Below are 25,342 nucleotides of genomic sequence, written 5' to 3'. Positions count from 1 at the left end.
TGCAGAGTTAGGGATTTCATCTGCTTGGCCCAGCAAGATCGCCGATCGGCTGCCGCCGTTCAGTGCTGCAACTGAACGTTTAAGCTCGATTTAGCGGGGGCCTAGGGAGAGTGTGGGCTCTCTTGCTAAACCGCGGACCACCTACCACGCACGGCTCTGCCGGCGATGCGGATCGTTGTTTGCTATACGATATTCGGGGCGCAGAGCGCGCTATTGTGATCAAGCCCATCACTCTGGTGTCGTCGATCGTTCTCAGCGCAAAAAGCTCGGTATGCCAGCTCGATGCCGTCCCTGAGGGACGTGCTGGCACGCCAGCCGAGCCCGGACAGCCGACCGACGTCGAGCAGCTTGCGGGGCATTCCGTCGGGGCGCGACGTGTCGAAGCTGATCTCACCGCGAAAGCCCACGGCGGCGGCAACTATGAGCGCCAGTTCGGCGATGCTGATGTCTTCGCCTGTGCCGATATTGACCGGTTCTGGCGATGAATAGGCCTTCATCAAATGAACGCAGGCGTCGGCGAGATCGTCGACGTAGAGAAATTCGCGGCGCGGCGTGCCAGTACCCCACACCACGACTGTGCTAGCGCCCGATATCTTCGCCTCGTGGAACCGGCGGATCAGAGCGGCAAAAACGTGGCTGTACTCAGGGTGATAATTATCGCCGGGGCCGTACAGATTTGTCGGCATCACGCTGATGAAATCGGCGCCATACTGAATGCGATAAGCTTCGGCCATCTTGATGCCAGCGATCTTGGCGATGGCGTAGGGCTCGTTGGTCAGCTCCAGCGGGCCGGTCAACAGGGAACTCTCTCGCAGCGGTTGCGGCGCCAGGCGCGGATAGATGCAGGAGGAGCCAAAGAACATCAGCTTCTGGCATCTGTTGGCGTAAGCTGCCTGGATCACGTTGCTCGATATTGCTAGATTATCACGGAGGAACTCCGCGCGCAGGGTGTTATGGCGACGATGCCGCCGACTTTGGCGGCCGCCAGGAATACGACCTGCGGCCGCTTCGTGGCAAACCAGGCATTTACTGCGGACTGGTCCCGCAAATCAAGCTGGCCACGCGACACTGTCAAGAGATCAACCTGCTCGCTTGCAAGTCGCCGCATCAACGCTGCGCCGACCATGCCGCGATGGCCCCCGACGAACACTGTCTTGCCCTTCAGCTCAAACACTGCGCTGCCCATTTGCTGCGTCCTTTCTGGCTTGGATGAGATCGCTGGCGACCATTTCCTTCACCATTTGTGAGAACGGCGTCTTCGGTGTCCAGCCAAGTTTCGCGCTCGCCTTGCTGGGCTCGCCGATCAGCAGGTCGACTTCGGTTGGACGGAAATAATTGGGGTCGACTTGCACCAGGGTCTGGCCAGTCGCCTTGTCGATTCCGATCTCCTCAGTGCCCTTGCCGCGCCATTCAATGCGGCGACCGACCTCAGCAAACGCCCGCTCGACGAACTCTCGGACCGACCTTGTCTGGCCGGTCGCGAGCACGAAGTCATCGGGCTCGTCGACCTGCAGGATCCTATGCATCCCCTCGACATAGTCGCGGGCATGACCCCAGTCGCGCTTTGCATCCAGATTTCCGAGATAAAGCTTGTTCTCGATGCCGACCTCGATGCGAGCGACGCCGCGGGTGATCTTGCGGGTCACGAACGTCTCGCCGCGGATTGGACTCTCATGGTTGAATAGGATGCCGTTGCTGGCGAACATGCCATAGGCTTCACGATAGTTTACCGTGATCCAATAGCCATAGAGCTTGGCTACACCATAGGGAGAGCGCGGATAAAATGGCGTGGTTTCCTTCTGTGGCACCTCTTGCACCAGCCCGTAAAGCTCGGAGGTTGAAGCTTGGTAGAAGCGCGTCTCCTTTTCCATGCCGAGGATACGGATGGCTTCCAACAGCCGCAGCACACCAACTGCGTCCGCATTGGCGGTGTATTCCGGGCTCTCAAAACTGACTTGGACGTGGCTCTGGGCAGCCAGGTTATAAATCTCCGTCGGCCTGATCTGCTGCACGAGCCGGATCAAATTGGACGAATCCGTCATGTCCCCATAGTGCATTAGGAACGGCACGTCGCGAGCATGTGGATCCTTGTAGAGATGATCGACGCGCGCCGTGTTGAAGGAGGACGACCGGCGCTTGACCCCATGTACCGTGTAGCCGAGACCGATCAAATACTCGGCGAGATATGCGCCATCCTGGCCCGTAACGCCCGTGACTAACGCAACGCGCCGCTTGGAGTTTTCAGTCGTCATAGTCTCCCTTAATTTTGCGGGAAGGGGTCTCGCCCTGAAATGTCTGTTCCGATGACGCGTCCTAGAATATCTAGAACCGCACGTGCGTTCTGCACTCAACTGAAGGCGCGATCGTCCGTCCCAGTCATACACGCCCTGCAGCAATCCACATCATATACATTGATTTATTTGCCGACTTGCTTATGCCAAGTCATTGATCTTAGAGACGGAAGTCAGGCGGAATCGCAACGACGATGATCCTGAGCAGCCGAGATGAGCTGTAAGCGCTGTTAAGTCCGCTCGTTCGCCTAGCGATCTTGGGTAAAAGATGACATCCATTTGCGAACGCTATCTATCCTCACGTGCGTGCATGCATTCGCGTGGGGCCTTGAGCATCCGCGCGTTGAGGCTTCCGAATAGAATGCCTACTCTCAACCGACGGCCTCGTCCTTAGAACTAGTGTCTCCACTCATACGGGATTTGTACGGCAGGCGATGGACAACGTCGCGAGACGAGTGGGGAGTGGTGTAAACGTCTGTATAAATCTTCGAACATTTCGATATCGAAAGCTTACGTTCGTACGATAGAGCTTTGTCGCCGATCCTATAACCTTGCCCAATGTGAGGGGCTTGGGACTCGACGACTGAACTGCCGTCATTTCAATTGCGTAGGTAAATCATTGTCGTGGGCCAGGTTGTTTGCAAACGTTAGCTGCGGGCCGCGAAAGAGAGCGCCAGGGTGGGCGAGTTAATCAAGACGGCTACCGGAGGATAGTAGACGCTTGATCTGCTGCTATCGCGCGGGAGGCTGCTTGCGCAAACTTAGATGTCACGGTGCGTCGTGCTGGACGTTTGGTTGGCTGACCAGATGAGGAATTTGGTCAGCAGCAGCGTATGATGGCTGAAGGAGACTTAATCAAGCCCGCGAATGCGGATGTGATGAGACTTTCTCGGAAAAGTTCGAAGTTTTAAACCGGTTGCTCACGCACGTAGTGGGCACTTCGACCTCGTAAGTTTGGGATTACATGGATTCGAATGTGTGGAATTGTTGGCATTTTGGGACGGGGGCCGGTCGTTGGGAATCTGGTCGCCTCACTTCAGCGACTGGAGTATCGTGGTTACGACTCAGCGGGTATTGCGACTCTAGAAGATCTGCATATTGAGCGCCGCCGCGCTCAAGGTAAGCTGAGAAATCTTGAAGAGCGGCTCAGCCATTGTGCCCCGGCGGGTCAAAGTGGCATTGGTCACACGCGCTGGGCAACTCACGGAAAGCCAACGGAGAGCAACGCCCACCCGCATGCGACTGAAAATGTTGCGGTGGTCCATAACGGCATCATCGAGAATTTTCGCGAGCTAAGAGCCGAGTTGGAGCGGAATGGAGCCGCCTTCAATTCAGAGACGGACACCGAGGTGGTGCCGCATCTGGTCGATTCCTATCTGAAGAAGGGCTACTCACCGCAAAATGCTGTGCAGGCGTCGCTGCCGCGGCTGCGCGGTGCTTTCGCCTTGGCATTTCTCTTCAGGGGGCACGACGATCTCTTGATCGGAGCGTGCAAAGGCTCGCCCCTCGCGATCGGACATGGAAACGGCGAAGTGTACCTAGGATCAGACGCGATTGCGCTTGCGCCTTTGACCGACATCATTACCTATCTTGAAGACGGAGATTGTGCCGTGCTTACGCGCGCGACGTGCGTGATCTACGACAAAGGGGGCTCTGTCATTGAGCGGAAAGCATCGAAGCATGTTGTCTCGTCGCTCGTAAACGATAAGGCGAATTATCGCCACTTCATGGCCAAAGAGATTCACGAGCAGCCGGCAGTAGTCGGCAAGACATTGCTCAACTATCTGGATAGTACAGCCAAGCGCGTCGCCATGCCGACGACACTGCCGTTCGAATTCAATTCCATTCAACGAATTTCAATCATCGCGTGTGGCACCGCAAGTTACGCTGGCCACATCGCCAAATATTGGTTCGAGCGGCTGGCGCGCTTGCCTGTCGAGATCGATGTAGCGTCCGAGTTCCGGTACCGGGAAGCGCCTCTGCGCCGTGACGACCTCGCAATCGTCATATCGCAGTCGGGCGAGACCGCCGACACGTTAGCTGCTCTGCGATACGCCAAGGATCAGGGCATACACACGATATCTGTGGTCAATGTCGCGACGTCAACGATTGCTCGCGAGAGCGAATCCGTTCTGCCGACGCTGGCAGGACCGGAGATCGGCGTTGCGTCCACCAAGGCCTTCATCTGTCAGCTGATGGTATTAGCCGTCCTCGCCGTCAAAGCAGGTCAAGAGCGAGGCGAGCTGTCTGCAATTGATGAATCGAACTTCGTGCGAGAACTCGTTGAAGTGCCGCGTTTGATTGCTGCGGCCCTGCTGGTGGAGCCGCTGATTGAGAAACTCGCGCATTATATGGCCGGCGCGAGGGCCGCAATCTTTCTCGGTCGCGGCACATCGGCCCCTCTGGCGTTCGAGGGCTCGCTCAAGCTAAAGGAAATTTCCTATATACACTCAGAAGGGTATGCCGCCGGGGAGCTTAAGCACGGGCCGATCGCGCTGATCGATGAGGCTGTTCCTGTAGTTGTGATCGCGCCTTACGACCGCGTCTTCGAAAAGACCGTCTCTAACATGCAGGAAGTGGCCGCTCGTGGCGGCAAGATAATCCTGATCACCGATGCAAGGGGGGCTTCGCAAGCGACCGTGGAGACGCTCGAGACCATCGTGCTCCCGACAATGTCCGCAACCTTTACACCGATGGTCTATGCTATTCCGGTCCAGCTCTTGGCTTACCATACCGCCGTCGCAAGGGGCACGGACGTGGATCAGCCGCGGAATCTCGCGAAATCAGTCACTGTAGAATGAAGCTGCGGCGTTGTTTTTCAAGCGATGAGGTCTCGGCGGCGCCCCATCCAGCTTGCGCTTCGTTGCCTCGGTTTGTGGGAATGCAACCAGGTTCCAGTCCGGAAATCCGTCATACCTGCCGGGTAGCTGCCCGCATTAATCGATGCGACGGTCGCCCACGAGGTAGGGCAGGATCCTCGGGTACCGCGTTGGACGCGGGGCACCGTTTCGTTGCTCGCGCGCTCCACAGATATCCGGAGCGTTTAGGTCTGGTTGCATCAAAAATCAAATGCCGTGTCGGGTGCGGTTTTGGCTGTGCTTGCCGGTGATTGATAAGGTTCGGTAATGGAACGCAGAGAGCGATCTTGCCGGAAAGTGGCTTCAGAAGCTGAACTTACGTTCTGGTGCAAGCTTGGCGGTGCCGCCAGAAGCAAGCGCGATGTCAGCTAGCCTAAACTTGGCCAACAGAACCATGTCTGAGCTGCTGCCGGTTTGATGGACACCGAGATTAGGTGTTTCATGGAGCCGGAGGTGGGCGATGAAGAGACGGAAGTTCAGTCGCGAGTTCAAGATCGAGGCGGTCAAACTGGTCAGGGAGCGTGGGGTGTCGGTGGCGCAAGCCGGCCGCGACCTGGATGTTCATGAGAACGTTCTGCGCAAATGGGTAAAGGAGTTCGGCTGCGACCCGGCGCAAGCCTTTCCTGGCCACGGGCAGGTGAAGCCGGAGCAGCAGGAGATCGAGCAGTTGCGCCGTGAGGTCGCCAAGTTGAAGGCCGAGCGGGATATCCTAAAAAACCATCACGGGCCCCGGCCCGCCTGTGCGCAGTAGAAACAGCCAGCGTCGATGCTATCTTCTCGAGCTGGAGGGTAGCGGCCGTCAGCTTATTGGAGGCACAGTCCCCGTTAAAAAACGTGGTCCATGGGTGGATGCGAACTTGAGAATGGTGACGCTGTTCGGACGGCGATCCCGATTAGGAAGATGACGATTGGCATAACCCAGACCCTCCAGCCCCATGACTGGACGGAGGAGTTGCAATGCCGAAGACGCCTGCCGGTGGCCGCCCGGAGTTAAAGCCGGTCAACGTAGGGGCCGCCGCCATCGACATTGGGTCAAAAATGCACATGGCGGCGGTCGACCCAGGCGGCACCGACACGCCGGTGCGTGCGTTTGGCACATTCACGCAGGACCTGCACGAACTAGCGGATTGGTTCAAAGCGTGCGGGGTGATCAGTGTCGCGATGGAATCGACGGGGGTCTATTGGATCCCAGTCTACGAGATTCTCGAGCAGCGAGGGTTCGAGGTCATTCTGGTCAACGCACGTTACGCCAAGAACGTGCCTGGACGCAAAACTGATGTCAGTGATGCCGCTTGGCTACGCCAGCTTCATTCCTACGGTTTGCTGCGCGGCAGCTTTCGGCCTGATGCCGATATCGCGACGCTACGCGCCTATCTCCGCCAGCGAGAGCGGCTAGTCGAATATGCAGCCGCCCATATCCAGCACATGCAGAAGGCCCTGATGGAGATGAACCTGCAACTTCATCACGTCGTCTCCGACATCACGGGCGCGACCGGGATGCGGATTATCCGAGCCATTGTCGCAGGCGAGCGGAATCCTGACGTGTTGGCGACCTACCGTGAAGTGCGCTGCCATTCCACCATCGAGACCATCCGCGCCGCGCTGGTGGGCAACAATCGGGACGAACATGTCTTCGCACTGACCCAGTCGCTGGAGCTCTACGACACCTACCAGGCCAAGATGCTCGACTGTGACCGTAAGCTGGAATCGTTGATCACGGCGCTGACTGGCAAAGGAGCCAAGCCGATCGGCAAGCTCTCCAAGCCGCGGGTGAAGACCAAGCAGGTTAACACACCGTCGTTCGACGTCAGGACCGCGTTATATGGCGTCCTCGGCGTTGATCTGACTGAAATCCATGGGTTGGGCCCATCACTCGCGTTGAAGCTCATCGGCGAGTGCGGCACGGATCTGAAGGCTTGGCCGACCGCCAAGCACTTCACCTCCTGGCTATGCCTCGCGCCGGGTAACAAGATCTCCGGTGGGAAGGTGCTATCTTCGCGCACGCGACGATCGTCTAGTCGAGCAGCGGCACTGCTGCGGCTTGCGGCTACCACGGTTGGGCGGAGCGATACGGCGCTTGGCGCATTCTATCGACGGCTGGCTTTGCGCGCCGGCAAGGCAAAGGCGGTCACGGCGACCGCTCGCAAAATAGCCGTTCTGTTCTACAATACGCTCAGGCACGGCATGACCTACAGGGATCCGGGTGCTGATCACTACGAGAAACAATATCGCAGCCGCGTCGTCGCCAATCTGAGGCGACGTGCCAAGTCACTCGGCTTCGTCCTGCAAGTGGACCCGGGCGGCCAATTGGCTGTTTCTTAGGAAGGCCGCAGCCTTCTTCGCGAAGGAAGCGACATGAAGTTCGTCTTCATCGCGAAGCACCGGGCGGTCTGGCCGGTGGCATGGCTATGCGATGCGCTGGGGGTGTCGCGGTCGGGCTTCCATGCCTGGCTGAATCGCTCGCCCAGCGCCAGATCCCGCAGCGACGAAGAGCTCGGCGGCAAGGTGAAGGCCAGCTTCATGGCGAGCGACCGCACCTATGGTGCGCGCTGGGTGTGGCGTGATCTGCTCGCCGATGGGGCGGACTGCGGCCTGCACCAAATCGAACGGCTGATGCGCTTGCAAGGTTTGCGGGCGCGGCCGCGGCGCCGGCGCTTGCCGAAGGACAGCGGCGATCGACAGCTCGAGACCGTGCCGGCGAACCTCCTTGACCGGCAGTTCGCCGCCGAGCGGCCGAACCAGAAGTGGATCGCCGACTTCACCTACATCTGGACGGCCGAGGGTTGGCTCTACGTCGCAGCAGTGATCGACTTGTTCTCACGCCGGGTGGTGGGTTGGTCGATGAGCGCCGCCATGACAGCTCAGTTAGTAACCGATGCCCTACTCATGGCCGTCTGGCGACGCGGCAAGCCGGACGCCCTGTTGCACCACTCCGACCAGGGCAGTCAGTACACCAGCGAGCAGTTCCAGCGTTTGATGGCCGACCACGGCATTGCCTGCAGCATGAGCCGTTCCGGCAACGTCTGGGACAACGCGGCGATGGAGAGCTTCTTCTCGTCGCTCAAGACCGAACGGACCGCCAACAAGATCTACCGAACCAGAGACGAGGCACGAGCCGATGTGTTCGACTACATCGAAAGATTTTACAACACGATCCGCAGGCACTCGACCATCGGCTATCTCAGCCCGGTTGAGTTCGAGCGCAAGGTGGGTTTAGCTTAACCCGGTGTCCATCAAACCGGCAGCAGCTCAGTCAGGCTTTGGTAAGCCAAGCTCGGTATCAATAGAGCTGGGCCAAAGGCCTAACGATGGGCTTTGTTGGGGTTGACGTCGACAACATGGTCTCAACCCCGAAAAGTCAGACAGGTGGGTAAGAAACAGCGATGGCGAATGGCAAAGACAAGGCACTGCTGCGCGGTATGTCTCTAAAGCTGAAGACAGTGATGTTAGTGATACCGACATCCCTGGCAGCCAGACAGCATACGATTATGAGGATGATTTCATGTGACGATGAAACAGCGAGGATAGAGGAGGCGATCTAGGTGGCGCGGTGCTCCTGGTGGCCGTTTAAGCCCAGGGTTCTTTGTGGGGCTCAGGACGCGTTTCCTCAGGGTTCCTAGGGAAAAAGTTGCTGACTTGTTTGCCCTCCGAAAGTAGCGAACACAGGCCAATCGCTGATGATGCTGCCTAGGCGCGGCCGTTTCGCGACTATCCAGCCGGGGAGCGGCCGGGACGTGTCGCGAAACAAGCTGGACGGCTTGCACCAGAAGTCTTCCTCAGATCAGGCCTACGAAGTAGGGAAGGCGCTCGTCTGATCATAACCGCAGGTAAACAATTGCCGGCGAGGCGGCGGCGCGATCGACAAGTGGGCCCTCGTCTACGGGGCTAACGATATCGCAAACGCAATCTTCGTGCAGAGCCACTCGCCAGAAAGCGGTGAGCAAAACAACGCACGGTGCCGGCGAAGCTCCATTGCTACCGTTAAGGTGGTCGAGTTGAGCAGAGCCAAGCTCGTGTCGCCGGGCGCTGTCAGGCAACTACGCACCGCAATGGAACATGGCCTCGCCCGAGATGAATGAAGATGTGCTTTGGCGCGTCGTCAGCGACGCTGCCGTGGGCTTATAAAGGTTAAGCCGACAGGCAACCAGCGTCCGTGTGGGACAAAAGGTTGCTGTCAGCTGGCAGAATTTAGAGCCAGTTGGGAATCCGAATCAATGCTTGTTGGTGGGATGTTCATTCCGAGACGTTGAATCGGACATACACTCGAGAAAGGGGTGTAATCAAACGCCGCCTTGAGCGCCATCTGCCTTCAGTGCGGTGTCGAGACATTTGAGTAACTCTTGGCCGGCAAACGGTTTGGCAAGAAATCCCATCGCTCCGGCGCCCAGGGCTGACGCACGCACGCGCTCGTCGGGGAAGGCTGTAATGAAGATGAACGGTGCGTCAAACCCGCGCCTGCGCACCTCGGCCAGAAGTTCCAACCCGCTCATCGTCGACATCTGCACATCGGTAATGACACAGGAGGTCTCGGATAACTGCGGCGACCGCAGAAAGGCCTCGGCCGACGCAAATATTTTCACGACGTAGCCACGCGATTTCAAAAGATTTTCTGTCGCCGCACGGACTGAGGCATCGTCGTCAACGACGGAAATCAATGGCGTGGACAAGATGAGCCCTCCCGACGCAGTACAGCGGCGATCAAAGCGTTAGCTGCTTTCGGAGCAACGTGGGCTCAAGTAATGGAATTGTAAAATCATACTTGGGTTTGTTCAGAACGATTGGTGCCAATTCCCAGCGTCTCGCTCATCCTGATCAAGTCAGCCAGGGAGCGGGCACGCATCTTTTTCATGACGTGTCCTCGGTAGATTTTGACGGTAATCTCGGCGAGCCCAAGTTCCGCGGCTACCTGTTTGTTCATTAGGCCGGCCGCGACGAGTTTCATCACCGCTTGCTCTCGTGGGCTCAGGGTCTCAAATAGCGACTGCAGATTTGCGATGGTTCGCTGCGCTTCTCGTCGTTTGCGGTCGCGCTCGGTCGCCGCAACCACCGCATCAAGCAGCTCCTGGTCGCGAAATGGCTTGCTGAGAAAATCGACCGCACCTCCCTTCATGGCCCTGACGGTCATGGGAATGTCGCCATGGCCGGTAATAAAAATGATCGGGATGTGTATGTTCAATCTAGCTAGCTCCGTCTGGAAGTCTAGGCCGCTCAAGCCTGGCAGCCGGACATCAAGAACTAGACAGCTTGTGATGTCTGGAATTGCGCTCTGCAGCATCTCGCGCGCCGATCCGAATGCCTCGACCTCTAACCCTACCGATTGGAAAAGGTTCGTGAGCGATCGACGCATGGAGTTGTCATCCTCGACGACAAAGACGATCGCCTTTGTCGAAGCTTCGGCATTGCCGACTTCTCCTGACGAGTTAAATCGTCCTGTCACGAGACGGCCTCCTTATGCAACGGCAGAGCGAACTGGAAAGTCGCGCCCGGTCCTTGTTTCTGAATAACGGAAATCCGCCCTCCGTGAGCTTCCACGATCGACCGGCAGATCGAAAGGCCCATACCTAATCCGCTTGGCTTAGTGGTGAAGAACGGATCCAAGACGCGGTCGGCGTCGTTCTCGGCGATCCCGATGCCGCAATCGCTTACCGCAACCTGCACGTAACCCAGATCGTCCGTAGAAGACCGGATCAGAAGCTCGCGCGGCCGCTCTGTAACTGATTCCATGGCCTCTATTCCGTTCATCACTAGATTGATGATCACCTGTTGAAGCTGAACTCTATCTCCGAGGACCCTGGGCGGCGCGAACATCAACTCACTTGTCAACGTTACTCGGTGGCTTGACAGCTCTCGTGTTACCAGTGCAACGACGTCCTTCACCACCTCATTGATATCGAGCGGCACCATCTCAATCTCGCCCTTTTTCGCAAGCGCGCGAATACTACGGATGACTTCGCTCGCCCGATTTGCATCTTCGATGATCCACTCCACTGAAGAGCGTGCGGCGGCAAGATTGGGAGCTTCGCGAACCATCCAGCCGAGACAGGCATCGGCGTTGCTGAGAATAGCGGCGAGTGGTTGGTTTATCTCGTGGGCGATAGAAGTTGTCAGTTCCCCCAAGGTCGTTATACGCGTCACATGTGTAAGCTCCGCCTGTGCCTTGCGCAGCTCTTGTTCGGCTTGGTCGGCGCGAATAATAGCCGTGATGTCCGTGCTGACTCCACGGTAGCCAAGAAAATTGCCCTTTCCGTCGAAGAAGGGCTTGCCGCTCGTGCGCACGTAGATTGGAGATCCCATTCTATTCACGGTACGATAGACGAGATCACGAAACGGCAGATGTGCCTTCAACGTCTCCCGATGCTGACGCCACTTCTCGGGTTCTTCTTCCGTGTCGCACGCAATGTCCCAGCGAAGCGAGCCAATCAATCCTGTCGCTAAGATTCCCGCAGCGCTAGTGTGTTGGGATAAGCGAGTGACACGATGATCTAGCCCGGTTTCCCAGAGCCAATCGGAAGCTGTTTCGGCGTAGTCGCGAAAACGCTGTTCACTTTCGCGCAGCGCGACAAGGGTGTTTTCCAAGCGCTCCCTTGTTGCGTGCTGCTCTGTGACATCCATATGTGTTCCGATCAGCTCGCTGATGTGACCATCGCCGCCGAGGACAACGTGTGCAACGGAGTGTATGCGCCTTATCCCGCCATCTGGTAGAAGAATGCGGAAATCATATTCGAACTGTTCCTGCTCGTGTTCACGCGCCTGGCGCTGCACCTCCTGTAGCCGCGGCAGGTCGTCTGGGTGGATCCGCGATCGGATGGTCTCGATCGATATGGGCTCTTGTGGCCTAAAGCCAAACAGACGGTCGACCTCGGCGGAGCGATAGATGAAATCTAGAACGTAGACGTCCCAGGACCAGCTGCCTGTGTGAGTGAGATGCTGGGCCTCGGCCAGATAGGCTTCGCTGCGGCGCAGCTGCTGTTCTGCTGTCCTTGCTGCCGTAACATCGGTGGCTGCGCCAACAAACTCAATCTCACCAGAGGCGGTTCGCGTGGTACGCGCCTGCGCCAGAATGTACTTTACCGAGCCGTCTGGTAGAAGAAGCCGGTATTCGTGCTCGAAGTCGCTCGGGTCTCGCATCGCGCGCTCGATAGTGTCTCGAACCGAGTCCCTATCGTCTGGATGAGTGCGCTCAATGACCAGCTGCGGCCCCGGTGGCCCTGCCTGAGGGTCTAATTGGAAAATGCGAAACGTTTCCTTTGACCAGAAGGCCTCGCCCGTCGCGGGTTTCCAGCCGAAGCTGCCTGTGTGGCTTAACTCCTGCGCCTGGGCCAAATGTGCTTCGCTCCGTTGCAGGGCAAGTTCGGTCCGCCTTCGTTCCGTGATGTCTTCGCAGGCGATAAGGACGATTGGGCGTTCGTCCGCCCAGAGCGTAGCCTTGGCGTTTTCACTTACCCACAACACCGAGCCGTCCTTCCTGACTTTCTGGGCCTCCCACGTGCGCGTTTGTCCAATATTCTCAAGGCACGTCGAAATGCATTCGCGAGCGAACGCGCGATCCTTTTCAAGAAATACGTCCAGCACCGATCGGCCGATCAGTTCGGCGCGAGTATAGCCAAGTTGTGTCGCGCCGAGCGTATTGACGTTGAGGACAGTGCCGGCTTCATCGACCATGAGGTACATGGCCGGATTGTGCTCGAAGATGGCGCGCCATCGTTTTTCACGATCCTCCAAATCTGAGGCGGTCTGCTGAAGCTTGGCAGCAGTTACACGTGCGGCTTCTCTTTCCTGGCGAAGCTTTCCGATCAGGTACGTTCCCACAATTGAGACAACAAAGAATGCAATAACGACAGGAATATCGCGGGGATCATCGATTCCCAGACTGAGCGGCGGCGGTGTAGAGAAGTAAGCGAGAGCAGCGATTGCGACGACACAAAGCGCCGATGAGGCGGCAAAGCTGCCCATCAACGAAAACAGTAAGACTACCAACAAATAAGCGAACGCTGTGGCAGCGAAATGCGCATCAAAGTACAAGCAAGTCAGCGTAACCGCGGCTAACGTTAAGCTGCCTAAAGTCAACTGAGGAGCCGAACCTTTGAAAGTGCTGATCCTATGCATGTTTAGACCGTCCGGCCTATCATCCGGCGGGGAGAGCTATAACATTTTAGGCAAAAATGGGGCGGTCGTCGACATCGCGCTCTCAGGAGAACGTAATTCCACTTTGATCACCTATTGCGGAACTCAGCATGCGCGGGGAAAAAACGCATTATAAACATACGTATAATTGTCCTAAACCTTTCGATAAGTGCCGTTGAGACGGCCGTAGCCGACGCCCAGATGTCTGTTTTGCGGCCGCTGCTAGTAGCGTCGGCCCGGTTGCTCGATGGTATGGCGATGCTCCTCCTTACGGCCCGGAGCACTGCCGAATCACTCATCTCACTGGCACGGCTCTTGCGCGAAGAAGCGCAAGCCCGCGGTGCGAGCGTCCTCCCTCTCCGATCAGACCATTACTAGGAGCAAAAGTCTCGTCCCAGCTATCGGTCGCTCGGACCGAGCGCCGACTCTGTCGAGCCAGGTCGCCTTGTACAACCTGCTCCGAGTGCCATCTTACACCGCCCATGATTTGGTGGCGGAGCGCGCAACTTACGGCTGATGATAAGTTGCAAGATCCTTGCGACGTCCTTACTCGCACAAAGCAAGACCGCGCGTATCAGTATTGGTAGGCGGAGCAATAACGAGACCGTCACGCCGGCCACGTCGTTCAGTGCTAGCCCTGTTATCCGGCTCGGCGAGCCTTGTGCAAGAGTTACACTGCCGGTGAGGCGAAGTGAAAAAAAACGACCTCTGAGCTCGCCCGCTTCTTAGCGACCGCCAAGTTGCAACGCTTATCCAGGGCTGCACACTGGCAGTGCACGAGATAGAAGTCGTGTTCAACGGGCGCGGTTAAGATCCCGACCTAGCTCATTGTGCTTGTGGTGTCCCTAGTTGAGGAACGGGGAGGCCGGTTGAGCCGAGCCTGCAGCATCACGTGATCGAGCTCGCCCTCCCACCAGGATACAAAAACGCATGCAATGCCATTGCCGATGATGTTGGTAAGGGCGCGCACCTCGCTCATGAACTTGTCGATCGAGAACACGATTGCCATGCCGGGCACCAGAGCCGGGTTGACCACCGATAATGTCGCAGCGAGCGTGATGAAGCCGGCGCCGGTGACGCCGCTGGCTCCCTTGGACGTTAGCATTGCTACGAGCAGGATCGTAAGCTGCTGGCCAAAGGTGAGATCGACGCCGAGCGCCTGGGCGATGAACAATGTTGCTAGCGTCATATAGATATTGGTGCCGTCAAGATTAAAGGAGTAGCCAGTTGGCACCACCAGCCCGACCACCGGCTTGGAGCAGCCCAGCCGCTCGAGCTTTTCCATCAATTGCGGCAGCGCGCTTTCGGAGGACGAAGTGCCGAGCACGATCAGGATCTCGTCTTTTATGTAGACAAGGAACTTGAATATCGAAAAGCCGACGAGGCGCGCAATTAGACCGAGCACCACCACCACAAATAGCGCCGCCGTCACATAAAATAGCGCGATCAGGCCGATAAGGTTGCCGAGTGCTGCGGGCCCGAACTTACCGACAGTGAAAGCCATGGCGCCGAAGGCGCCGATCGGGGCCGCTTTCATTATGATAGCGATCACTCCGAACGCCGCGTGCGCGACATCGTCAATCATGCCGCGCAAACGCTCGCCCCGCTTTCCCAGCGCCATCAGTGAGAAGCCGAAAAGGATCGCGAATAGGAGAACTTGCAGAATATCGCCGCGAGCGAAGGCACCGACCACGCTATCGGGAATGATATTGAGAATAAAGTCGACGGTCTTCGAGCTTTCCGCCTGCTTGACGTAACCGGCGACCGCCGCAGCATCCGGCCTGACCGCAAGGCCGTGTCCGATCCGCACCAAGTTACCCATGACGAGGCCCAATAGTAAGGCAAAGCTAGAGACGATCTCGAAATAGAACAGCGCCTTGACGCCAACGGATCCGACTTTCTTTGCATCCTGAATATGAGCGATACCAGATGCGACGGTGCAGAATATGATCGGCGCAATCACCATCTTGATGAGCTTGATGAAGCCGTCACCGAGCGCTTTAACCCAATCGTTCGTGGCGATAGACGGCCATAGGCAACCGAGGATGGCGCCGATCAGAATCGCGATTAGAACTTGGACGTAGAGTATTTTATACCAAACGCGCGAGGCGCGTACAGGCGCCGCAGCTGCCATGGTAGTCATGACGCTTCCTTCCCTTGCTCGAATGTCAGCCGTCGCGCATTGAGAGGCGACAGCATCATACGAGGCTCATCATTTTAGCCGTGTCCGATCGAACGCGGTTCCGGGAACCGGCGCGTCCCAAGGCAGGCGTTTAGTTGCGTTATCCATTATCGGTAAGCAAGATATGCACCAGATGTCCAAACTGCGGCCGCCCCAATCTGCCGGCACTCTGCTGCATCGGCCGATTGTTACGAGCGGATTGTCAAGGTCGAACACGAAACTGCAGGGCAACGCGCATCAACCGGAGTTGCTCGTCGGCTGGTAGGCGTCCAGTGCTGAGATCGATGCATCAATTCGTGCGATCGGTAAAATTGATAGTTTGGATTGCATGCATTCGGCGTGTGGAAGGGCGGATTAGTAACTAGGTTGTGCGAAGGAGTCTTCGTAAGTGTTGCGTTTTGGCTACCAGCAAAGCCCGTTCATGTGGGGTAGGCCAAGCCTTGCGCTAATGGATCCGTCTTTTGCCTGGTTTCAGAGGCGCGGCATTCGCCCGCGGCGCCTCGCGCCGTTTGCCACCTCGCAGAAGCAGCTCTACCTGCCCAAGTGGTCGACCAATCCTTTGACATTCTACGAGCGGCAAATTCGTTGCGCGGTCACTGTGCGCTCAGAAACAAAAGATGCCACAACCCTGACAGAGCGTTAGGTCCGCTCCAAAGTAACGATCGCGCACCGCGAATTTTTCTCCTTGGGCAAAGAGCCGCCATGTTTCGCAAGCGGCATAAGAATTGCTGATCGCAAAGGAGAAGCGACCGTTGTCAAACGGATCGACGCATATCTGCCACAGGGGTTCTCGATGACGTTCCCGATACTGCTTTTGCCCGCAGTCTCGACGAGTGTGAATTTCGCAGCCGTCACGACCTGCGGTGCGACCAAATCTCGATACGTGCCACATCGCCAAGTGAGTCCGGCATACGGGCAATCGCTGTCAGGATACGGCAGTCTGCGCCGATCTGTGAGCTGACGCACATGGATTTCGCTGGGGCAGAGATTTTGCAATCCGTTGCGCTTACGATCGAGCTCGCCAGTGTAACGACGGCAATCGCTCTCGTGGTTGGAGTGCCCCTCGCTTGGTGGTTGGCGCGTTCAAAGACGCTCGCTAGTGAGGCAGTGTCCGCGTTGATCCTCCTGCCGCTAGTGCTACCGCCAACGGCTCTCGGCTTTGGCGTATTTGTTCTGCTTGGCGCCCACGGACCGGGTGGCGTTATCGCCTCTTTCTGGGGCCAGCACACGCTCGCATTTACCTTTAGCGGAATCGTGATCGGATCGGCGCTCTCGGCGCTGCCGCTGGTGGTGCAGCCGATCCGCAATGCCTTTGTTGCGATAGGCCATTTCCCTTTAAAGACAACCGGGCGCGTTTCGTCGCTAAATCCTTTCATGGCCATCAGCGAGCCATCGGCGCGACTGGAGTTTGTAAAAGCCGCCTTGGTTGGCTTTTCTCATACGATCGGCACATTCGGCGTCGTGATGATAATCGGCGGCAATATTCCAGGGCGCACCAAGGTGGTGTCGGCCTATATAGTAGACTACGTTCAGGCGTCGCGCTGGCATGAGGCAAGTATCCTCGCAGGAGGGATGATAATGTTCGCCTGGGCGGTAATCTCCACTTTGGCGCTGATCAACAGGCATTGTGCCGGTAGGAGTACCTCGTTGTCTTAGACCTGCCTCCTGACCTATTGGCTGATGTCAAGCAGCAGTCTTTCAAATTGAATTATCCATCCTTCTGAGGTTGCAGTGAACAAACTTGTTATGGCCGCAGCGGTTGCTGGTGTCGGTCTCAGCTCAGTGCACTCCGCGCCGCTGCCCGAAGCGCCAGCCGATGAGGTTGGCGTTTCTCAGCAGCGCCTTGCCAAGCTAGACGAGTTCTTCGCTAGCGAGATCGCGAGCAAACGCCTTCCGGGTGCGGTGATTGCAATCGCGCGAGACGGCAAGCTAATTCATTACAAGGCGTACGGGCAACTCGATCCGGCAACCGGTAAAGCGATGAGGTTCGATGCCGTATTTGCGCTTGCTTCCATGACTAAACCAATGGTGGCCGTTGCGGGCCTTATTCTTATGGAGCAAGGGCGCCTGCCTCTACAGGCCAAGCTGACGGACTATTTCCCCGAGTTCGCAAAGATGCAGGTGGCCACGGCGGAGCGTGATGGCTCATTAAGGTTCCAAGCGCAGAGTTCTCCGATCTACATCCACGATCTTTATCGCCACACATCTGGGCTTACGTACGGCGGACCTCTCGACGGCCCTGACCAAGTGGCGCGTCTCTATCCCGATTTCGCCGGGCCGTCCCTAGTGGGCGATCAGCAGGCTTTTATCGAGGCGATTACCAAGCTGCCCTTAGCCCACCAACCGGGAACGGAATTCGAATACGGTTTCTCGACCGATGTGCTGGGAGTGGTCGTTGAAAAAGTTAGCGGACAGCGATTGGGTGACTATCTCGCCCGTAATCTATGGAAGCCTATCAAAATGCACGATGCCGCTTTCCATCTGTCGCAGTCGCAGCGCGAGCGCCTCGCACGCCCATTTCCAGACGATCCTCTGACGGGAAGGCCACAACACATCGAGCTCCTGGAGAGACAGACGAAATTTGACTGTGGGGGGGCCTGCGCATTTGCGACAGTCGGTGACTACGTGCGCTTTGGACAAATGCTGCTCAATGGCGGGGAGCTCGAGGGGCAGCGAATCCTTGGTCCGAGGACGGTGCGCCACATGATCTCCAACCACCTTGGGCCAGGGATCAAAAATAAAGTCGCCAATGTGGAGGCGCATCGTGCCGGTTTCGGATTCGGGCTCGGTGTGGCCGTACGTGTCACGGAGGGGCTCTCGGCGGTCCCGGGCAATCCAGGTGAGTTCACCTGGACCGGCGCTTACGGGACACAATTCTTTTGCGACCCGAAAGAGCGTTTGGTTGTGGTGGTCGGAACGGCTGCCCCTGGAGAAATCCGGAGGTACTATCGCGAACAGGTCCAGTATATGGTCTACGCTGCAATAATCCGATAGTTCGCTTTTCGCCAAAGAACTGAATGATCGTTGTGAGGCGCAGGCAGAACGCATTGCTGGTAAGCCGGGTCAACTGAATACAGCGTCGTCGGCTTCTACGCGTCGAAGATATGACTCCTAGGGTCGAAAGCGCGATCGCTACTTCTATTGCGAAGAGCAGTCTGCGAGAGGCCGAGTGCCGCATTGTGCCGAGAGGCCAGTTTTGTGATCGATCGACTTGCGCGATGAAAAGCTCCTCGACGCTAGTTTTAAATCCGATCTCTCGCTCATAGTGGTGCAACGAACGCTTGCGACTATGAGACCTTTTACCCTCCTCGATCATATGCGGCAAGCTTGCTGAAATGGGGCGGCGCCATGCCCGTCAAAGGGACTATTCAACAATTGCATTAACAAGTGAACGAATGTGGCGGTCATATAAGAGCAGGTACGGGGTAGTTCGTTTGAGGAGAACCATCGCGCCGATTGGTTTACTCAGATCGGCGTCGAGAGCTGGGCACCGTTGGTATTTTACATCAATGGCGCAGCTCCGGGCAGTACTGGCGGGGTTCAGCAAGCTGCAGCCTCGAAGGCGCTGCTCGATACCCTTCGAGCGGTCCATTTGTTTGATGGCCCAGTTTCTGCTGAATGTCGGAAATCGTAAGGGGCGACGACTGCTCAGTTGAGTTGTTTCATGAGTGATGTAACGGAAACCTTCTACAGCGTGATCAGAGGTCAGGGGGTCTCGCGTCGTAGCTTCCACAAACTCTGTTGTTTGGCGGCCGCGAGCTTTGGGCTTAGTCCGCTCGCCGCAAGCAGTATTGCCCACGCTCTGGAAACCAAACCACGCGTGCCCATCATCTGGTTGCATGGGCTCGAATGCACCTGTTGCTCGGAAAGTTTTATCCGCTCGGCCCATCCCCTGATTAAAGACGCACTGCTGTCTCTGATTTCGCTCGACTACGACGATACGATCATGGCGGCGGCCGGGCACCAGGCAGAGGCCATCCTGGACGAAACCCGCATGAAGTACAAAGGCAAATATGTGCTCGCCGTGGAAGGTAATCCGCCGCTGGACGAGCAAGGGATGTTCTGGATTGACGGCGGCAGACCTTTCGTTGAAAAGCTCAGGTCGATGGCGGAAGAGGCCATGGCGATCATCGCGTGGGGCACGTGTGCGTCCTGGGGATGTGTGCAAGCAGCCAAGCCCAATCCGACTGGTGCTGCGCCAATCGATAAGGTGATCACCAACAGGCCGATCATAAAGGTGCCCGGGTGCCCTCCGATTGCAGAGGTCATGAGTGGCCTGGTGACCTTCATGGTCAGCTTCAGATGACGACTGGTTTTGGCGGCCAACGAATTGTCGACTGGCTATGGGGCGAGCAATTGCCTCGGATCTGTTGAGCAGGCTGCGCAATGTCCATTTGCTGGAAGCAAATTTACCCTCAATAGTCATATGCCCATCCGTTATGAAAGCGCTTCGATTGATACGCAACCTTGCTTAATTGGCAAATCGCGATCCTCGCCGCTTGAGAACCCAGCCCGGATTTCGCTTGTCATTGGGAGACCTGCAATTCTGAACGATGTATCGCCATCGCGTAGTTTCAACGGATAATTTCGCCCTCAGGCCGCTCCGTTCAGCACCCAGAGTCTGAAATCCTGCGAAGCCTTTCAAATATCGCTGAATTCCTGCGCCATTTTAGTCGGCTGCGTCGCGATATTGCTTCGGGCTTCCGATAAGAATGGGCATCAGGCAGGGAGTTTTCAAATGAAAGTCGGAGTTCCGAAGGAAATCAAGACGCACGAATATCGCGTGGGCCTCACTCCTGGAGCTGCTCGCGAGTACGTGGCAGCCGGTCACCGCGTGATGATGGAAACCAACGCCGGCGCTGGCATTGGCGCAACCGATGACGATTATCGCAAGGCTGGCGCGACGATCCTAACCTCCGCAGCTGAAGTATTCGCATCAAGCGAGATGATCGTGAAGGTCAAGGAACCTCAGCCGTCAGAATGGTCTCAGCTTCGTGAGGATCATATCCTGTTCACCTATCTGCATCTGGCTCCCGACCCGGATCAGGCCAAAGGCCTTATGAAATCTGGATGCACCGCGATCGCTTATGAGACCGTGACGGATGTGCATGGTGGTCTTCCGCTGTTGGCGCCGATGAGCGAGGTCGCGGGTAGGCTTGCGATCGAAGCGGCGGGTAGTGCGTTGAAGCGCAGTACCGGTGGACGAGGGCTTCTGATCGGCGGGGTGCCCGGTGTCCAGCCTGCCCGAATTGTGGTGATCGGAGGTGGTGTCGTTGGGACGCATGCGGCACGCATGGCAGTCGGTTTGGGCGCAGAAGTGACCATCATCGATCGCTCGATAATTCGGTTGCGCGAGCTGGACGAGCTATTTGGAGGACGCGTCCGCACGAGATTTTCGACCATCGAGTCCGTAGAAGAAGAGGTGTTTGCGGCGGATGTGGTGATTGGTGCGGTACTCGTCCCAGGTGCGAGCGCGCCGAAGCTGGTTAGCCGGAGCATGCTGCGCTCGATGCGCAAGAGGGCGGTGCTCGTCGACGTTGCTATCGACCAGGGCGGTTGCTTTGAGACATCGCACCCGACCACTCATGCCGATCCAACTTACGAAGTGGATGACGTCATTCACTATTGTGTGGCCAATATGCCGGGAGCGGTGCCGCTGACATCCAGCCAAGCCCTGAATAACGCGACCCTACCGTTTGGTTTGGCTCTGGCTAGCAAGGGTTTTTCAGCCGTCCTCGAGAATCCGCATCTGCGCGCTGGCCTCAACGTGTATCGGGGGCGGCTAACTTACAAAGCGGTGGCTGAGAGTCTCGGGCTGCCCTTCTCACCGATCGAACAGGCTGCAGCCTGATCCCAGAGGCCCTAGTGGGCGTTTCCTCCCTGACTTAAGGGCCACCCTTCGGGGTGGCCTTTTTTTCGAGGTACATCAATCGGATGAACTCCACTTATTGGGGAGTTCGGATAGATGCAGGGGATCACTACAGGCGCGCCTGTCTTCAAAGGGCGTCACGATGGAAGTTTAGTGTGCCGCGCCGTGCGGCGTCCATGGATGTCGGTGTCCCTGCGGTACAGTTCAACTGAGACGGCATCCCTCGGTCCAGGAATGCTTAAGGCCGCTGCGATCTTATCTGAGGCAATCGCTTGCTCTGACCGGCTATGGAGAGGCGGACTCTACCTGCGACGACGACCGGCTGTTCGTCGGAATACTGTAAAATGAGCTGCGGCCCTCTCGATGAGTGGACCGAAGGTGATGAGTTCGGGCTTGACCTGAACGTCCGCGCAGAACCTGGTGATGTGCGCGTTTGGTGAATTGTAACTGCGCCACGGCTGATTTTTGAAGCTCTTAGATCGCTCGGTGATGGTGGCGAAGATGGTAACCGCGGGTTGCCGTCACACGGCCATGCGCAAACACCAGCACCAATACAAGCCGTCATGTCTCGCTGTAGGGTTTGCTCCACTTTGTTGGGGCGGCGACTTGCTACATCGAAAAATCGTCAGACGATTCAAGTTTAGACCATTTGGCACAAGACTTGTTAGCAAGGAACTGTCGCGCAACTTTGCTCATGGAATCCAAGTGATGGCCTACAAGATAATCGCATCCCAGTGCACCGTCTGCGGAGCTTGTGAGTTCGAGTGTCCAAATGCCGCGATCGGCCTAAAGAACGACATATATGTGATCAATCCGTCCAAGTGTACCCAATGTGAGGGGCAGTTCGACGCGCCACAATGCGCCGTCGTCTGCCCCGTGCCTGATACTTGCGTGCCAGCACAGGGGAGCTAGCCGATGAGCGGATCTCCTGCACGGCACATCATGACGGCGCTCTCGACAAACTGCCGGCTCTTCGCTTGGTCTCCTGAGTCTTTATTGGCTGCTCCCATATTCGAAATGGCTTACGCGAGCCGCTCGTGGCGCTTCCTGCGCAATGCCCGCTGGTGGCAGCCGTTCCGGCGCGGGTGGAGCGGGCAATTTGAGCCGTTCGAGAGACAGCCGAGCACGTCAAGCCCGTCGAAGCTGACCGGTATCGTTGTGGGATTGAGACCTTGATCGACCCCGGGCAGGCTCCTAAGGGGCTTTCGGAAGAGATAGTCAAGTTCATCTCGCGGAACGAGAACGAATCCGCCTCGATGCTTGAGCTGGTTAAGGCTTATCGCCGCGGGCTGACCATGCAGGACTTAACCTGGGGCCGCGTCGATTGTCTCAAACTCGACTTCCAGGACTTGTGTTCCTGCGCGGCGCCGAAGCCAAAGAAAGCGGTCGCCTCGCTCGACGAGATCGATCCGGAAATCTTGAAGACCTACGAGAAGCTCGGCATCTCCTTGAGGGAAGTCGCGATGCTTCGAAAGGAATCGAGCCGAAGCCCGGGGAGGAAAATGCCGCGCGCCGAAAGATCGCGCGCGATGCGCTCTTCGATTCGGTCTCAGCTGCGACTACCTTCAAGGCGGAGCTGAAGAAGGCCGGCGTGATCTTCATGCCGTCTCGGACGTCATCCGCGAGCATCTTGAACCGGTGCAGAAATATCTATGATCGGCGTTCTCAGCTTCTGACAATTTGAACGCGACGCTGAACTCGCCCGCTTTTACCGGAGACTCGCTGGTCTACGTGCAAGCGAACGTACGCTGCCCCATGGAGCGATCGACATATTTTAGCATGACGAGCCTAACACAGCCCGGTTCGAGCGCAGCCCGACCATCGCAAAGAAGAGATCTCCAATGTCAAGGGCTATACCGCGATACGCGCGATGCTGCGATCCGCCCAGGCCGAGGTCGACACGAGCCGGAGCTCGAGATCGTGGCTGACGTCGGGACCTGAGGCCGGAAGCGACATCGGGCGCACTCAACGGCAATCTCGCATTCCATTTGCACGCTCGGAGGCCCTTCGAAAGGGATGCGCAGATGTTACTGAGTTCCTTGGCGAGCGATTGACGGAATTGCCAGCAATCAATCCCGCGAGTTCGTGACCGAGCGATCTGAACACTGGCTACAGTTGGGGTCCAATCAGATTGAGGCTTGGCCAGCCGGGATCGGTCAGCGCGCATTGCACGCAACCTCCGCCTTGAGCGGATCGGGCTGCTACCACTGGCAAGCTCCGGGGCGGCACGAAGATTCAGGCCTCGACCAGCTTTGTTCCATTTTGAAAAGAAGCAAAGTGAGAGTTCTCAGAGAAAGCGTGATGTCGGATTCGCAACAACACGTCCGCTATTGGACTAAGTGAGCTAAGCAATGTTGATCGTTGTGCTTTTTGTACTCACAAGGCGCTGGCATGCTGGTTGCAAAGTCTTGGGGGCACCAAGCCGCACTCACAACAGCTAATCGTCAAAGGACATCAGATGAGTCTCGTCACGACCAAGAGCACCGCGGAAATAAGGGCTCGCAACAAAGAGCTGATCGAGGATGTGCTGAAGGTCTATCCGGAGAAAACCGCGAAACGGCGTGCCAAGCACCTCAGTGTTCACACGGCCGGAAAGGCCGATTGCGGTGTGAAGTCCAATATTAAGTCCATACCTGGCGTAATGACGATCAGAGGGTGCGCCTATGCAGGCTCTAAGGGGGTGGTCTGGGGACCAATCAAGGACATGGTCCATATCAGTCATGGCCCGGTCGGCTGCGGCCAGTATTCATGGGGCTCGCGGCGAAACTACTACGTTGGTACGACGGGAATCGATAGCTTCGTGACGCTGCAGTTCACCTCCGACTTTCAGGAAAAGGATATCGTATTCGGCGGCGACAAAAAGCTTGTCAAAATCCTTGACGAGATCCAGGAGCTGTTTCCACTCAACAACGGCATCACGATTCAGTCGGAATGCCCGATCGGCCTGATCGGTGACGATATCGAGGCTGTCTCAAGAGCGAAATCCAAGGAATATGGTGGCAAGACCATCGTTCCTGTCCGTTGCGAGGGCTTCCGCGGCGTATCGCAGTCACTGGGCCATCACATTGCGAACGATGCGGTCCGCGACTGGGTTTTTGACAATCTGGATGTCGACCAGAGGCCAAAGTTCGAGCCGACCCCGTACGATGTTGCGATCATCGGAGACTACAATATCGGTGGCGATGCTTGGTCGTCGCGAATCCTGCTGGAGGAAATGGGCCTGCGCGTCATCGCGCAGTGGTCCGGCGACGGTTCACTGGCAGAGCTCGAAGCAACCCCGAAAGCAAAACTCAATATTCTTCATTGCTATCGTTCAATGAACTATATCTCGCGCCACATGGAAGAAAAGTTCGGCATTCCGTGGTGCGAGTATAACTTCTTCGGGCCCTCAAAAATCTCGGAGTCACTGCGCAAGATCGCGGGATACTTCGACGACAAGATCAAGGAGGGGGCCGAGCGAGTGATCGAGAAATATCAGCCGTTGGTGGATGCCGTGATCGCAAAATATCGGCCGCGTCTGGAGGGCAAGACAGTGATGTTGTACGTCGGTGGCCTCCGTCCACGTCATGTGATCGGCGCCTACGAGGACCTCGGCATGGACGTCATTGGCACCGGCTACGAGTTCGGCCACAACGACGACTATCAGCGCACCGCCCAGCACTACGTGAAGGACAGCACACTTATTTACGACGACGTCAATGGCTACGAGTTCGAGCGCTTCGTCGAAAAGCTCCAGCCCGATCTTGTCGGCTCGGGCATCAAGGAAAAATATGTTTTCCAAAAGATGGGTGTGCCGTTCCGGCAGATGCATTCATGGGACTATTCGGGGCCATATCACGGCTATGATGGATTTGCGATCTTTGCGCGCGATATGGACATGGCCGTTAACTCGCCGATTTGGAGAAAAACGAAGGCTCCCTGGAAGAAAGCGCCCGCCGCCGGCCTCCAGGCTGCAGAATAGAGCAACCCATCTCGCCCTGTGGAAGCACACGGGCGGTACCAATATCGATACCGAAGG

The 25,342-nt window shown here is 57.0% G+C and carries 13 protein-coding genes and 4 pseudogenes; 11 read left to right on the top strand and 6 right to left on the bottom strand.

From position 1 onward, the window contains the following. Positions 1-182: 182 nt before the first annotated feature. Together P6U31_RS30995 and gmd are read right to left on the bottom strand one after the other, a co-directional pair. Positions 183-1,186 (bottom strand): annotated as a pseudogene (locus P6U31_RS30995) (GDP-L-fucose synthase family protein). After that, positions 1,167-2,252 carry a GDP-mannose 4,6-dehydratase gene (gene gmd / locus P6U31_RS30990; RefSeq protein ID WP_407185450.1) on the bottom strand — a complete coding sequence of 362 codons (1,086 nt, stop codon included), beginning with the start codon at positions 2,250-2,252 and terminating at the stop codon, positions 1,167-1,169. The pseudogene P6U31_RS30995 and the gene gmd overlap by 20 nt, the downstream one beginning before the upstream one ends. A 1,013-nt stretch (positions 2,253-3,265) precedes the next feature. Between gmd and glmS the strand changes: the two genes are divergently transcribed. The 4 genes and pseudogenes from glmS to P6U31_RS30970 all read left to right on the top strand — a co-directional run. Further along, a complete protein-coding gene (glmS, locus tag P6U31_RS30985) occupies positions 3,266-5,092 on the top strand; it encodes a glutamine--fructose-6-phosphate transaminase (isomerizing) (protein WP_407185449.1) in 1,827 nt (608 codons plus the stop codon). A 517-nt stretch (positions 5,093-5,609) separates the two neighbouring features. Further along, a pseudogene (locus P6U31_RS30980) lies at positions 5,610-5,864 on the top strand (transposase); the annotation flags it as partial. A gap of 242 nt (positions 5,865-6,106) precedes the next feature. Then, positions 6,107-7,471, top strand: a complete 1,365-nt coding sequence (locus P6U31_RS30975; protein ID WP_407185448.1) for an IS110 family transposase — start codon at positions 6,107-6,109, stop codon at positions 7,469-7,471. Next, positions 7,472-8,371 (top strand): annotated as a pseudogene (locus P6U31_RS30970) (IS3 family transposase); the annotation flags it as partial. It abuts the gene before it with no gap. A gap of 1,058 nt (positions 8,372-9,429) precedes the next feature. On the opposite strand, the gene P6U31_RS30965 reads toward P6U31_RS30970, so the two are convergent. The 4 genes from P6U31_RS30965 to dctA all read right to left on the bottom strand — a co-directional run bounded on the left by P6U31_RS30965 (position 9,430) and on the right by dctA (position 15,416). Further along, positions 9,430-9,816: a response regulator transcription factor gene (locus P6U31_RS30965; protein WP_407185447.1), complete on the bottom strand. Its 387-nt coding sequence runs from the start codon at positions 9,814-9,816 to the stop codon at positions 9,430-9,432. Between the two features lie 86 nt (positions 9,817-9,902). Then, complete coding sequence (locus tag P6U31_RS30960) at positions 9,903-10,586, bottom strand: response regulator transcription factor (RefSeq protein WP_407185446.1); 684 nt, start codon at positions 10,584-10,586, stop codon at positions 9,903-9,905. Beyond that, positions 10,583-13,255 (bottom strand): PAS domain S-box protein, encoded by a 2,673-nt coding sequence (locus P6U31_RS30955; protein ID WP_407185445.1) that lies wholly within the window; start codon positions 13,253-13,255, stop codon positions 10,583-10,585. The genes P6U31_RS30960 and P6U31_RS30955 overlap by 4 nt, the downstream gene beginning before the upstream one ends. A gap of 838 nt (positions 13,256-14,093) precedes the next feature. Next, entirely contained in the window at positions 14,094-15,416 is a 1,323-nt protein-coding gene (gene dctA / locus P6U31_RS30950) for a C4-dicarboxylate transporter DctA (protein WP_407185444.1), read from the bottom strand. A 1,005-nt stretch (positions 15,417-16,421) separates the two neighbouring features. Here dctA and P6U31_RS30945 point away from each other — a divergent pair. The 7 genes and pseudogenes from P6U31_RS30945 (at position 16,422) to nifD (ending at position 25,285) form a co-directional block, all read left to right on the top strand. Further along, on the top strand, positions 16,422-17,111 hold the full coding sequence (locus tag P6U31_RS30945; RefSeq protein ID WP_407185443.1) for a molybdate ABC transporter permease subunit: 690 nt from the start codon (positions 16,422-16,424) through the stop codon (positions 17,109-17,111). Between the two features lie 90 nt (positions 17,112-17,201). Further along, a complete protein-coding gene (locus P6U31_RS30940) occupies positions 17,202-18,449 on the top strand; it encodes a serine hydrolase domain-containing protein (RefSeq protein WP_407190001.1) in 1,248 nt (415 codons plus the stop codon). A 670-nt stretch (positions 18,450-19,119) separates the two neighbouring features. Next, positions 19,120-19,755, top strand: a pseudogene (locus P6U31_RS30935) (hydrogenase small subunit); the annotation flags it as partial. A 438-nt stretch (positions 19,756-20,193) separates the two neighbouring features. After that, the gene (gene ald, locus P6U31_RS30930; protein WP_407185442.1) at positions 20,194-21,306 is read left to right on the top strand and encodes an alanine dehydrogenase; all 1,113 of its coding nucleotides are present in this window, start codon (positions 20,194-20,196) and stop codon (positions 21,304-21,306) included. A 726-nt stretch (positions 21,307-22,032) separates the two neighbouring features. Further along, on the top strand, positions 22,033-22,236 hold the full coding sequence (locus P6U31_RS30925; RefSeq protein WP_407185441.1) for a 4Fe-4S binding protein: 204 nt from the start codon (positions 22,033-22,035) through the stop codon (positions 22,234-22,236). Positions 22,237-22,496: 260 nt separating this feature from the next. Next, a complete protein-coding gene (locus tag P6U31_RS30920) occupies positions 22,497-22,904 on the top strand; it encodes a hypothetical protein (protein ID WP_407185440.1) in 408 nt (135 codons plus the stop codon). An 878-nt stretch (positions 22,905-23,782) separates the two neighbouring features. Then, a complete protein-coding gene (gene nifD, locus P6U31_RS30915; protein ID WP_407185439.1) occupies positions 23,783-25,285 on the top strand; it encodes a nitrogenase molybdenum-iron protein alpha chain in 1,503 nt (500 codons plus the stop codon). Positions 25,286-25,342 lie beyond the last annotated feature (57 nt).

Origin of the sequence: Bradyrhizobium centrosematis, from assembly GCF_045571495.1 — a bacterium.
Lineage (GTDB): Bacteria > Pseudomonadota > Alphaproteobacteria > Rhizobiales > Xanthobacteraceae > Bradyrhizobium > Bradyrhizobium centrosematis.
This window is presented reverse-complemented; position numbering and strand designations above follow the sequence as displayed.

Excerpts from the sequence above, each read along its gene's own strand:
- gmd (WP_407185450.1), bottom strand. The coding sequence starts at position 2,252 with ATGACGACTGAAAACTCCAAGCGGCGCGTTGCGTTAGTCACGGGCGTT.
- glmS (WP_407185449.1), top strand. The coding sequence starts at position 3,266 with ATGTGTGGAATTGTTGGCATTTTGGGACGGGGGCCGGTCGTTGGGAAT.
- P6U31_RS30975 (WP_407185448.1), top strand. The coding sequence starts at position 6,107 with ATGCCGAAGACGCCTGCCGGTGGCCGCCCGGAGTTAAAGCCGGTCAAC.
- P6U31_RS30955 (WP_407185445.1), bottom strand. The coding sequence starts at position 13,255 with ATGCATAGGATCAGCACTTTCAAAGGTTCGGCTCCTCAGTTGACTTTA.
- dctA (WP_407185444.1), bottom strand. The coding sequence starts at position 15,416 with ATGACTACCATGGCAGCTGCGGCGCCTGTACGCGCCTCGCGCGTTTGG.
- P6U31_RS30945 (WP_407185443.1), top strand. The coding sequence starts at position 16,422 with ATGGATTTCGCTGGGGCAGAGATTTTGCAATCCGTTGCGCTTACGATC.
- P6U31_RS30940 (WP_407190001.1), top strand. The coding sequence starts at position 17,202 with ATGGCCGCAGCGGTTGCTGGTGTCGGTCTCAGCTCAGTGCACTCCGCG.
- ald (WP_407185442.1), top strand. The coding sequence starts at position 20,194 with ATGAAAGTCGGAGTTCCGAAGGAAATCAAGACGCACGAATATCGCGTG.
- P6U31_RS30925 (WP_407185441.1), top strand. The coding sequence starts at position 22,033 with ATGGCCTACAAGATAATCGCATCCCAGTGCACCGTCTGCGGAGCTTGT.
- nifD (WP_407185439.1), top strand. The coding sequence starts at position 23,783 with ATGAGTCTCGTCACGACCAAGAGCACCGCGGAAATAAGGGCTCGCAAC.